Annotated in this window: 8 protein-coding genes; 6 read left to right on the top strand and 2 right to left on the bottom strand. The window is 48.2% G+C overall.

Annotated features, from left to right (window positions below):
* Window positions 1-900: 900 nt before the first annotated feature.
* The 3 genes from L5L94_RS05005 to L5L94_RS04995 are packed head-to-tail and all read left to right on the top strand — an operon-like array spanning window position 901 to window position 5617.
* Window positions 901-3798, top strand: coding sequence for a xanthine dehydrogenase family protein molybdopterin-binding subunit (locus L5L94_RS05005; protein WP_263161605.1), 2898 nt, complete (start codon window positions 901-903; stop codon window positions 3796-3798).
* The gene (locus tag L5L94_RS05000) at window positions 3795-4328 is read left to right on the top strand and encodes a (2Fe-2S)-binding protein (protein ID WP_006082848.1); all 534 of its coding nucleotides are present in this window, start codon (window positions 3795-3797) and stop codon (window positions 4326-4328) included. The genes L5L94_RS05005 and L5L94_RS05000 overlap by 4 nt, the downstream gene beginning before the upstream one ends.
* Window positions 4328-5617 (top strand): cytochrome c, encoded by a 1290-nt coding sequence (locus tag L5L94_RS04995; RefSeq protein ID WP_263161602.1) that lies wholly within the window; start codon window positions 4328-4330, stop codon window positions 5615-5617. The genes L5L94_RS05000 and L5L94_RS04995 overlap by 1 nt, the downstream gene beginning before the upstream one ends.
* A gap of 175 nt (window positions 5618-5792) precedes the next feature.
* Here the strand turns inward: L5L94_RS04995 and L5L94_RS04990 are convergent, their stop codons facing one another.
* Both L5L94_RS04990 and L5L94_RS04985 read right to left on the bottom strand, forming a co-directional pair.
* On the bottom strand, window positions 5793-6755 hold the full coding sequence (locus tag L5L94_RS04990) for a dienelactone hydrolase family protein (protein ID WP_263161599.1): 963 nt from the start codon (window positions 6753-6755) through the stop codon (window positions 5793-5795).
* Between the two features lie 89 nt (window positions 6756-6844).
* Window positions 6845-7591 carry a CPBP family intramembrane glutamic endopeptidase gene (locus tag L5L94_RS04985; protein ID WP_263161597.1) on the bottom strand — a complete coding sequence of 249 codons (747 nt, stop codon included), beginning with the start codon at window positions 7589-7591 and terminating at the stop codon, window positions 6845-6847.
* A gap of 216 nt (window positions 7592-7807) precedes the next feature.
* Here L5L94_RS04985 and L5L94_RS04980 point away from each other — a divergent pair, with 216 nt between their 5' ends.
* The 3 genes from L5L94_RS04980 to L5L94_RS04970 all read left to right on the top strand — a co-directional run bounded on the left by L5L94_RS04980 (window position 7808) and on the right by L5L94_RS04970 (window position 12758).
* Entirely contained in the window at window positions 7808-8755 is a 948-nt protein-coding gene (locus L5L94_RS04980) for a LysR family transcriptional regulator (RefSeq protein ID WP_028761657.1), read from the top strand.
* Between the two features lie 279 nt (window positions 8756-9034).
* Entirely contained in the window at window positions 9035-10243 is a 1209-nt protein-coding gene (locus L5L94_RS04975; RefSeq protein WP_263161593.1) for a NupC/NupG family nucleoside CNT transporter, read from the top strand.
* Between the two features lie 217 nt (window positions 10244-10460).
* Entirely contained in the window at window positions 10461-12758 is a 2298-nt protein-coding gene (locus L5L94_RS04970) for a hypothetical protein (protein ID WP_263161590.1), read from the top strand.
* The last annotated feature ends 3 nt before the right edge of the window (window positions 12759-12761 follow it).

Genomic DNA, 12761 nt, shown 5'->3' with positions numbered 1-12761 from the left:
GAAACCCCACGACCTTGATTCACCTCGGCCGCTAGGCCGCAAAACTGCCAGTTCATTACTTTGTGAACCGACAAATTGTGAACCGACAAAGCTTTCCCATTGCTACCGCACTTCGCCAACACCTGTCAGCCAAGCCATCAATCAAAACAAGGTCGCACTAGCTCAAAACGTTCACTGCTGAACATTGAGCAAAATGCCAATAAGCACTGTGGCAACAAGCATAAGTGCCAAAGCATATTCACCAATTTGCAGGAGGAGTTGGGTATCTAAGAAAGAGAAAAGACACATCGTCCTGATGCAAGTGACTCGAATCGCGGGTACGCGATTAAAGCTCATCCTTGTTAAAAACCTAAGATAGCGACATAGCGTACACTTGTCTATAACTTTAGCATTACAAATCAAGTAATTAAGCAAGCACTGATTTAACAATGTCGATATGAATACATGTGACTAAACCAATCGCCATCAAATAACACTATCTCTTGATCTTGCAGTGACATGAAGTCTCGCGGTGTCAGGCGGTTTGGTTTTGGCAAGCGAGCCAATTTCGACATGCGAATAAGCCCCAATTGAGCGCATTGCTCAAGGGCTCAGCGCAAAGGGTACTGAACAAAATTCAGGCATAACGTAACTGAGTTGAATCACAGTGCGAACATCACTGCAGAAGCCTGATAACACGGGTTTTACACTCTGATTTAGCTTGGTCAAAACTGCAACGATTAACCGCCTAAATTTGCATTTTCGGCCCTACATGCTAACGTGGCTAATGTAAATTTACATTCAGTGTTTATCAAAGCTATGTCGCAACAATCAATAAAAAGTCGATCGACAACAAGCTTATATCGGGCGATACCATGCAGCGCGGCTGATATTACACGGAAGCACAACTGAGGTTGAGATATGGAACCATCTAATACGTCACGCCGGACCTTTATCAAGCAATGTGTGATTGGCGGGGTTGCCGTATATTCGGCCCCTTTGTTGTGGGAAATGAGTCGCGCGAATGCGGCAATTGTCTCACCTGAACTGGCAACCCAATGGCAAACTCAGGTTAATGGTCAATCCAAACCTAAGTTTCGTAATGACGGCATAGCTAAGGTCACAGGCCAAAAGGTCTATGGCCGTGATTACCGTGCTATGGACATGGAGGGCTGGCCCAAGCAGCAAGGTTACGCTTTTATACTTCGCGCCGCCGATGCCTCCCATGTTTATCAAGGCTTTTCCCTCGACCACCTGCCCGCGTCGGCTAAGCCCTATAAAGTGATCACTGCGGCCGATCTGGCCCGTGACAAAATCAAGCTACCCGATTTTTACGGTGACAACATGTTACTGGCCGAGGGGCAAACCGCCGACTACTTAGGTCATGCGGTGGCGATATTGTTGTTCGACAGTTTCCCCGCCTTTAAGCAAGCTAAGTCCTTGTTGCAATTTGACCAGACCTTACTGCGCTTTGGTGAGCAAACGCCGTTTGTGTCGGACTCGAAAGACCCTTACGCCAGCTGGCGCCTTATTCGAGTTGAAGGTGAAAATGGCGCACGGGAAGATTTATATAGCCCACTCCACGATGGGCTGTTTTTCCCCAGCGTAAAAGATCGCAAGCCTGAATGGTTAGGTAATCCGAATGCCAAAGGGACAGTGTCTGAGCGCGGGCTTTATTATGCGGGTGAGATAGATAAGCAGATTGCTAGCGCCCAAGCCAATCAACAATGGCAAGTGTTAGAGCGGGAATATCGCACCCAGATCATCGATCCTATGATGATGGAACCCGAAGCCTTTAACGGCTGGTATGACGCAACTAGCCAAACATTTCATACTGTGATTACCTCGCAGTCGCCTCAGGACTTTCAAGAGATGGCAGTGCACATGCTGTTATCTAGCCCACTGGCAGGCAAGGTAAAACATCTTGTGGTGCACTCGCCTTATATCGGCGGTGGATTTGGCGCGAAAGACCATTCGATATTTCCTTATTACGGCGTGATCGCGGCCGTTTATGCCAAAGGGCCAATCCGACTCGCCAATGACAGATTCGAGCAATTCCAATCTGGCCTTAAGCGTCATCCGTTCATCATGAAAAGCCGCTTAGCGGTGGATAAATCGACCTTAAAAATCCAAGCCTTAACTTCACAGATGACTGTCGATGGCGGCGGACGAGTCAACTTTACCCCGTCTGTGACCTCGGTTGGTGCGACAGCGATGCAAAGCATTTACTACACGCCGCGCAACGATATTATCGCCACAGCCTATGCGTCGCGTAACCCAGATGCGGGTTCGATGCGCGGTTATGGCACGCTGCAATCGATGACAGCGATGGAATGCATGATCCACGAGATAGCCGACGAGCTAAAGATTGATCCCTTTAAACTGCGCGCCGCCAACGTGATGGAGTCTGGCCAGCGTAATACTCAAGGCGCGATTCCTAACGGCACTTTACGTTACCGCGAAATGCTCGAGATGGCCGAGCAAGCTCCCGTGTGGCAAAACCGCGCGGTGAATAAAAAGGACTATGAGGCCAAACATCCGGGGATGCGTTACGGCGTCGGTTTTGGTATCGCCACCAAAGATTATGGTACGGGCGCAGCAGCGCCAAGTGCGGCGGTTCGCCTAGCTAAAGATGGAAAAATCACCCTGGAAATCGGCTTTATCGAAATGGGCACAGGCACGCAAACCTCCCAAGCCGTTGTGATCAGCGATGCCCTCGGCAACTTTGCCGATGAAGTAAAACTCGCCGAAGTGGATATTTGGGATGCGATGCAATTAGTGCAAACCGATAATCCTTATATTATTTCGCAGCAACGCCAAGATGAAATGGCGGCCAATCCACGCTGGACACCGGTTAAAGCCATGGCATCGTCGGCGTCTATGTCGGCCTATTACCAAAGCCATGTCAGCCGCATCGCCGCCGATATTATCTATCGCCACGGCCTATGGCCTGCAGCGGTATCGATTTGGAACGAGTTGTATTTTAATACGCCAATGGGCTCAACTAATTTGCATAACTCACGGGATGGTCGCTGGGTCGATGGCAAGCTAACCGCCTTGGGCTTTCCGCCATTGTCGCTAGATATTCTCGCTAAACGTGCCCACGACATGGGCTTAGTGGTCGGCGTGATGGGCCATGCCTTTAATCGCTGGGCTTGGGCTGAAGCCGATTTCGACATTCTTGGCACTAAAGAGCGTTTAGCACTCGATGCGCTGGCGCTGCAATACGGCGAAGGCAACGCGACATTTGCGGCCACTTCCGACACGACTATGAGTATCAAAGCGCGCCAAGCCAGCATGAAGTCTAATGGCTATCACTTGATCGATCGTCAAGCCATGAGTTATCCCAAGGCCGAACTGAACAATGCCATGGTGACTTACTACGCCCCCTGCGCCACTTTGGTTGAAGTGGCCGTAAACGAAGGCAATGGTGAAGTCACGCTACTGAGTTCTCATACTTGGTTAGAAGCGGGCAAAGTGATTGTTAAAGAATTAGTCGAAGGGCAAATTCAAGGTGGCCTTGCGATGGGGATTGGCCATGCACTGCATGAAGGCTTACCGCCATTTGAAGCCGGCGCAGGCAATGGTACGTGGAACCTCAATCGCTATCAGGTGCCGTTAGCGCGGCATGTGGGCGTGTGGGATCAACGTCATACCATATTGCCACAGTTATCTGATAACGATCCTAGCCGTGGTATCGCCGAAGTGGTGATGATCCCTGTGGTCGCGGCGCTGATTGAAGCCGTGTATCAAGCAACCCATGTCCGCTTTTACGATTTACCTATGACAGCGAAAAAAATTAAGGAGGCCATGGCATGAGCCAGTCTATTAAACTGACCATTAATAACCAAGCCGTAGGCCCGATTGAAGTCGCCGATGGTGTGATGATGATTGAGTTTCTACATGAATACTTAAACCTCACAGGCACTAAGTTTGGTTGCGGCGCAGGCGTATGCCACGCCTGTACAGTGATCGTCGACGACGAGCAAGGCATGAGCGAAGTGGTGCGTACCTGTATCAATGGTGTAGAGCGTTTTAATGGTAAACGCGTCCGCACTGTCGAAGGTCATGCTAGACAAAACTCCCTTGGCGAAATCACCGCCCTGAGCCCAGTGCAAGAAGCTTTTTTAGAGCATTTCTCGTTTCAATGTGGCTGGTGTACCTCGGGCTTTGTCAACGAATCGACCGCGCTGCTTGAGCGATTAGAGCGACAACCTATCGCTAAAGATCAAGTTGAAAAAGTCGTTGAAGATGCCTTGAGTGAACACGTATGTCGCTGTACTGGCTACGTAAAATACTATGCGGCGGTCAAAGATCTGATCCTCAAAACTAAGGGGCTAACCCTGTGATGACATCAGCCAATCTGCGCCATTTCTCGCGCTATTTCCCGTACATTAGTAGGATAAAAAATCTGTTGAGTCACAATCTACTCCTGAGTTTAGGGCTAGGTTTGCTCGCCTGTTCCAGCAGCGTTGCCGATGAAGGCGGCAATACGAATAACGACATCGCACGCGGCGCGTATCTGATGAAGATAGGCGATTGCGTGGCCTGCCATACTGCGGTGGGCGGTCGTGAACTCGCGGGCGGTTTGCCGTTCGAAACCCCCTTTGGCGCTGTGTACTCAACCAATATCACCTCAGACAAAGAAACCGGTATTGGCAAATACAGTTACGAGGAGTTTTTTGACGCCATGCACCACGGTGTTGGCGTCAACGGCAACCTCTACCCTGCTATGCCCTACACGTCATACAGCCTGCTGACGGACGACGACACTAAGGCGATTTATGCCTATTTGATGAGTACTAAACCCATCAAGCAAGCCAACCGCGACAATGATGTGTACTTTCCGTTTAACCTGCGTTTTGGCCTAAAAGCTTGGAACTTAGTCGCCCACGATGCCAAGGAATTTACCCCGAGCAAGGAAAAAAGCGAGCATTGGAATCGTGGCAATTACTTAGTCAATGCCCTAGGGCATTGCGGTGAATGCCACACCCCAAGAGACACGATGTTTGCCATGGAGCAGGACAAGCACTTTGAGGGCGCGATTATCGAAGGGCTTGAAGCATCGGACATTCGCCCCGCCGAGCTTAACAGGCAGAACTGGACCCATGAGGATCTTAAGTCGCTGTTTACTGAAGGCTATTCCCGAAAAGGTACTGTCTTTGGCGGCATGTATCCCGTGGTGTATCACAGCTTTAGCCACTTAACCGACGATGATATGCGCGCGGTGAGCAGTTATCTGCTCGATACCGATGAAGATATTCAACCACAAGCGCTCACCTTTAACGGCCATAAACCTGAACTGCCAGGTTATACGCTTTACAAAGGTTACTGCGCCGGTTGCCATGGTCAAAATGGTGAAGGTCGCCCCAACGTCGCCCCCGCGATGGCTGGTAACGCCACCTTAGATAAGGCCAGTCCACACAATATCGTCGCCGTGATGCTAAAAGGCATTAAGAGCCAGCATTACAACCTCACCACCAGCTTTTATGCTATGCCAGGATATGCTGATGAGTTAAGCGACGAGCAGATTAAAGACTTAGCCAATTACCTAAGACTCACCTGGAGCACACAACCCGGTAATCTCGATGTGAAGACCATCCAAAGCTTGAAAGAAGTGATCCTCGAGCACGACTAACCCGCATAAGTATGTGGGAGATTTAAGATAAAAGCCGCATGGGTATGTGGGAGATTTAAAATAAAAGCCGACTCTAGCGTCGGCTTTTGCTTGAATGATATAGAGCGCGAGAATCGGTCACTCATCGACTTAATCAAAGTAAGCGGAATTAGAATAAGCGGAGCTTTACTTTCACTTAGACACGCAGTCGAGTGTCAAAAAAGGCTAAGCTGCGCGCCCAAGCGAGTTCGGCGGTGGCTTTATCGTATCGTCCTGTAGAGTCGTTATGAAAACCGTGATTCACATTCGGGTAAAGATAGGCGACATAATCGGCTTTGTTGGCTTTTAGCTGGGTTTCGTACTCGGCCCAAGTGTCGTTTACCCGCTGATCGAGCCCAGCAAATTGCAACATAAGTGGCCCCTTTACTCGGCTACGCAGTTCTGCAGCCGCGGGTGTGCCATAGAAAGGTACGCCTGCATTGAGTTCATCGGGAATCGTGGCGGCCAGCATATTGACGATATAGCCGCCAAAACAAAAACCCACGGCACCGAGTTTACCATTGCTTTGGGGATGGACTTTTAAAAACTGCGCTGCGGCAATAAAGTCTTGCTCGATTTTGGCTCTGTCTAAACTGCTTTGCATGGCGCGGCCCGCATCATCATTGCCCGGATAACCACCTAGGGAATAAAGTGCATCGGGGGCGAAGGCGATATACCCCTGCGCGGCTAAGCGGCGAGCCACATCTTCGATATAGGGATTAAGGCCACGATTTTCGTGCACCACTAATACCACAGCGGCTTTTTTACTGAGATCTAAGGTTTTCGGCTCACCTGCGGCACTGCCCGCGAGCAATAACTCATCGGGCATGACTAAGTAGCCGCGCCCTTCACCATAACCATTTGGCGAGGGAAACTTAACATAGCTGGCTTGAATACTGGGATCGTTAAAGGAGACTTGCTCGGCGAGGGCATAGTTCGGCAAAAGTGCGCCCGTGAGCATCGTCATGGTGAAACCTAGCGCCACCAGCCCAGCGAGCCGCCCCATAAACTCACGGCGATCGATAATGCCATGGGCATATTCGTCATACCAGTCAAAGGCTTCCTGCGGTATCGATTGCGGCGGCTCCACATCCATTATCACTATTTCTTGCTGTGTCATTAACTTATCCTCCATTTACCAAGCTAGCAAAGAGTGCGAAATACCCAGACCCAAATAACCTATCAGTACTAATTCATTGCGCATTTACATTAGACAAACTGACCCGCTAAGTTCACTAGATTATGAGCAATAATGGGAAACACTAAGCTGCCCGTTCGCTCTCTTAACCAGAGTAAAATAAAACCATAGAAACCTGTAATCAGAATTGAAATAAGCGAGAACTGCCACTCACCGCCGCTATACATAAGTCCATGTACTAGGCCAAATAAGATAACCAACAACAAACCTGCAATATTGAGTTTTGCACCAAAGAGATTAAAGCGCTGAGAAACCACAGCAAACGAAATACAGTATAGCAATATCCCTCGAAACATTGGCTCTTCATCAAACCCTGGCATTAACGCCTGATACAAGAGTTTCTCGGTATCATAGTTAGGCCCATTACCTAAGGAATATGAGAGTATCAACTGCAAGCCTATAAATAAAATAATAACAATAACAGCAGGTTTGACGGAGCCTAGGTTTTGTTTCCAAGTAAAACCCGCATCAGCTAACTTAACTCCCTTAACAAAAGTCTTAAGTAAAAATAAGCTGACGATCCACAAAAGTATAGAAGCAACCTTACCGCCCCAATTCCAATTTAAGTCAGGGATTAACTTATCAAGGGGAATAATATTCCCGCCCTTTAATACGGTAATAAAATAAGCAGTAAAGAGGAAAAATGATAAAGCCATCCAACCGATATTAACGTTAACCTTACCAAGACGTTCGAAGAAAAATACGATTAATACGATAATACCGACATTACCAAGTAACGATAAAAATAGATCCAACATGCTCACTCCTCATTTTTATTATTTATATACAACTATCTAGGAGAGTGAGGCACTTGTATTCATGTTAAAGCGACTCCTTTCGCCAAATAATGCAGCTGTTGCTATTTTGTTAACTTACATCAGTAAATGCAAGCAGTTATCATCAAATGGCACAAACGGCTGTCGGTTAGGGCAAGGCTAGCTTAAAATAGCGATTTAAATTCTAGAGGGCCTAGCGTGATACAACATAGAGCTAGCCAGATGGTGATATTCCACACTCTGGTGACCAGTGGTAGTTTTACCCAAGCGGCGGCCAAGTTAAAAACCTCGACTTCCTATGTCAGCAAGCAGCTTGGCGCACTGGAAGCCGAGCTGAACTTGCTGTTAGTCCAGCGGACCACTCGCACCTTAGTGCTAACCGACGCGGGCCAACAGTTTGCCCATTACTGTGAGCAAGTGTTTGAAGCGACGCAAAATGCCGATGCGATTATGCTGGATGCCCGCGATGACATTAGCGGGACGATTCGTCTCGGTTCCTCCCAGTCCTTTGGCACCTTACACATTATCCCCGCGCTGGAAGTGTTGCAGCAAAAGTACCCCGAATTGCGATTTGAGCTAAGCCTGTTCGACCATAAAGCCGACATGCTAGAAGAAGGCCTAGATCTGTGGATCACTAACCATGAACAGCTGAACGAAGGTTATATCGCCCAGCACCTCGCCGAGACTAACTTTGTGGTGGTCGCCTCTCCCGATTATTTACTCAAGCATGGCGTGCCACACCATCCACAGGCGTTAGCGCAACATAATTGCGTTATCTATCAAAGCAAGAGCCGTAATTATGATCGCTGGAGTTTTGCTAAGGATGACCTAGAACAAACCGTGCATGTGGCGGGGAATTACCGTGTCGATTTAGCCGAAGCCGTGCGCAATGCGGTGATTGCCGGGCGCGGCATAGGCTATGTGGCCACGTATTTACTCAGTGATGAGTTTCAAAGCGGAAAACTGATCCAACTCTTACCCGATTGGAAACCACTACAACAGATGCCCGTCTATGTGGTTTACCCGAGGCGGCGCCATTTACCGACTAAGTACAAGGTGATAATCGAGTGTTTAAAGTCCCATATCGGCCACCCGCCCTACTGGGATAAAAAGCTCAAACCTTGGTTAGGTAAGACAGTCACTTAAACTGCAGCCACTTAAGCTGCATTTCAAACCAGCACAGACTACGACACCAGCCTAAAGTCGTCTGTGGCGTGATTTCGATTATTGCCACAGGCACAAATATTATTTCCTCTGGGCAACAGTAGCTAAAATAGCTTTTATTCTCCTGCATAAACAGCAAGTTAAACTGTTGCTATTTTCGACTGTTTTATCGTAACAGCCCAGTAACGCCCTCGACTTGCCCTTACTGCGACTCGGCCTACAATGCGCGGCTTCTTCCTTAACTCAAAAGAATAATCCCTTATGACCGCGATATTAGGCATGATTAGTATCTTGTTTTTTGCTTGGTTACTGTCAGTGAACCGCAAGAATATTCCCTACCGCACTGTGATTTTAGCCCTAGGCTTACAAATTATATTTGCCCTGTTAGTGCTCTACGTCCCTGCGGGTAAGGCCGTATTGCAATCCGTTACTGCGGGCGTGTCGAGCGTGATAGCCTATGGCAACGAAGGGATTGGTTTCCTGTTTGGCGATCTCGCCACGGGTAAAGTCGGCTTCGTATTTGCAATCAATGTGTTAGGTATCATCATCTTCTTCTCGGCGCTGATTTCAGCCCTGTACCATATTGGTCTAATGCCTAAGGTGATCAACATTATTGGTGGCTGTCTGCAGCGTTTACTGGGCACGGGCCGCGCCGAGTCTTTATCTGCCACGGCGAACATCTTTGTCGGCATGATTGAAGCGCCGCTGGTGATCAAACCTTATTTAAAGCACATGAGCGATTCGCAATTCTTCGCGGTCATGAGCTGTGGTTTAGCCTCAGTCGCGGGCGGCACCTTAGTGGGATATGCCGCTTTAGGTGTCGATCTTAACTATTTGATCGCCGCCGCCTTTATGTCGGCACCTGCGGGTCTGTTGATGGCAAAAATCCTCATGCCGCCTAGCGACAATGACAAACACAGCGCCGATGAAATCACCTCTGTCGAATTGCCACGCGCCACCAATGTGGTTGAAGCCTTAGCCGATGGCGCTATGTCTGGCATGCGGATTTCTGTCGGGATTGGTGCCACTCTACTGGCCTTTGTCAGTGTTATCGCCCTACTGAATGGCATGTTAGGCGCTGTGGGTGAATGGTTCGGTTACCAGTTAAGCTTCGAGTTCTTGCTCGGTTATCTGTTCGCCCCTATGGCATGGCTGCTGGGTATTCCTTGGCATGAGGCCATTACTGCAGGCTCACTCATTGGCCAAAAAATCGTGGTGAATGAATTTGTGGCCTTTATTCAGTTAATGAAAGTCGAAGACCAACTGAGCGCCCATTCTCAGGCCGTTGTGACTTTCGCCCTGTGTGGTTTCGCTAATATTTCCACTATGGCAATTTTGATCGGTGGACTGGGTAGCATGGTGCCAGAACGCCGCGAATTTATCGCCCGTAATGGTTTTCGCGCCATTGCCGCTGGCGTATTCGCTAACCTCATGAGTGCGGCAATTGCCAGCGTGATCCTCTCGCTGTAATCCATCAGCTTGGGCTTTTTTAGGCACTCATCTCACCATTGAGTTAGCCACTAAGTTAGCCACTCGCGCGCAGCAAAACCGCTATCAACACAGACCCAAATCAAGCAAACTTGGTTTGGGTTTTCTTTTATGCCTCAGATATTTTTTGTGTATAATGTCGCCAGAAAAAGATTAATGAGTTTACATTTCAATAACATGCGTAGCCAAAGGAGTACGAATGGCCATAGTGAAATACAAGGCAGTTAACGCCGCAATCACACTGACAATGGCAGGTATAACACTCTTGTTAACCGCCTGCGATAACTCAACGTCACCCTCCAATTCAGTTAATACCAACATACCCACAGAGCGTGAATATCAGATTATCTCCACCATAAACCTCAATGATGGCTTTGAAACCCGCAAAGTGCTGCAGGCACGACTGCTGCTGGATTACCAATTACAGAATGCAGAGGGTAAGGCGGCCAGCTTAACAATGCCATTAACCCATAACGCCCGTTTTTTTATCCAACCTAATATGCTGCAAATTAGCGATTATGGTATGCCGATTCCGGTGAGTAATATCGACCCTAAAGGTAACTCTAATGAAATCTTTCAGTTGGTTAAAGACGGCTTTAATGTGGAATTTAACAATGGTGAAGTCCGCCAACTGACTCCCATTGCCAAAATGGATCAAAAAGATATCAAGGAATTATTTGACCACTGGGTGAATCTTAATAGCTTGTTTAAACAAGCTCCAACCTTGCCTGTAGCACTTGAGCCTAGGGTCGGTTATAGCATCAGCGCCCCCATGGATGCACGCCTAACTTGGACGGTTGAGCAAGTGACCGAAGATAAGTTATTTGCAGTAGTACAAGGTGAGAAAGACAACTTTAAGGCCTATGGAAAGTTCGAGCTTAACCGCAAAACCGGCTGGTTAGAGAGCATGGCGTTTTTTCAACAGGAAGAGAGCAAAGGCAGTACCCTCACCCGCCGCATCGCCATGGCGCCCAAGGATAGCCCTTATATCATGAACATGCTTTGGCATGCCGACGCTCGCTACGATGCCGAACGTGATATAGATGATATGCAAAAAGAACTCTACCCTATTAGCGATGCTCCGCGGGAATATAAAGCCCATGATAAGGACTTTATAAAATCCTTATTATCTGATCAACAAGGTATTCTTGATAATATTGGCCCATGGGGCGCTGACACTCCAGAAGTGCTGCAATTGCGCTTTGTGCATAATATAAGCCCGCGATATGTGGTTGCTAATGTGCATTATGAAGACTTAGCCGCCTTTGATGCCAGCGGAAATCCAATAGACATTCACTTCTGGCAGCACAGCAGAGGTGTGGCAATGAATTTCAACCGCTCGATTGAGTCTTCGGTGGATCTTATCGCCACAGGCTGGGACAACACCGCCAATAAACTCAAACTGATAGACCATATCACCGCCAAGCTGACCCTTATCCCCGAAAGCAATAAGATAGTCGAAAAGTCGTGGGATGAACTGGTCGCGAATCCTTACGCCTTCGGCGATGCGAGCCTCACAATTCAGGTGCTCGACGCCGAGGCAAAGCTATTTAAAGTCGTAATAAAGCAGAGTAGCACTCAAAACATTAACCTTCCTTTTCAGCAATTTAAAGGAAGGATGGCCGAAGCCCGTCGCGATGGTGATTATCCTAAATGGTTAACGGTGACGGATAAGGAACTGCTGGGGGAATTAATCGGTGTCGATGATCCTCATCACCTTAGCACCCGCGCCCTGCTAATTAAGCTAGATGAGATCCCTAAAACCGTTGTAATCGTAGAGAACCAGCCACAGCCGGAGTTAAGCCAAACCAAGAACATCCGCTTTGTGACCTTTACCGACTACAACCAAAATCTGGCCAATCCCCTAAGCGAGTTTGGCAATTCAAGCCTTGATAGCTTCATCTATCAGGATCTTGAGTCATCAAAAGCTGAAATCAGTGCTATCCAAGGGATAAAACCTGTCACTGATAATGGTCATAATCTATATATTCCCATGTCAGCCGCCTTGGCGACCGCCTGCAAACCTGAAATAGAGCAAGGTTTTAATGAGGGTAAAAACCCCGTCACTTGGCAGTTTGATCCCAATGCCCCCAACGGTGCCGCCTATATTTTGATGACTCCGGATCACGTGCGGCAGTTCTTCTACGATAAACAGATCAAGGGCAAGATCCGGTGCCAAGGTGATATCCATTGGCAGCCTTTAGAACTGCCCGTGACTGACCGCCCTTGGTTAATCGATTTGCAGTCTTGGCTGACGCAAACCGGATATGGCAATGAGCCGAGTAGCGATCTTAAAAATTACTTTAAGGTCGAAGATGCCCAAGGCAATCTGTTAACCATTCGACTCCCTGAAAATACTGAGCAGCGGATTAACGAGGTGCTGATCGATGGTCGCTATTTAAGTGTCGTAGGCCCCGCCGCGAAGGTAAGTTATATGACGATCTCTAAAGACCCCGTCGACATCCCCTATGAATTCACCTTTAAACCTTTGCCATAAAAA

Origin of the sequence: Shewanella sp. SM21, assembly GCF_025654335.1 — a bacterium.
GTDB lineage: Bacteria > Pseudomonadota > Gammaproteobacteria > Enterobacterales > Shewanellaceae > Shewanella > Shewanella oncorhynchi.
This window is presented reverse-complemented; position numbering and strand designations above follow the sequence as displayed.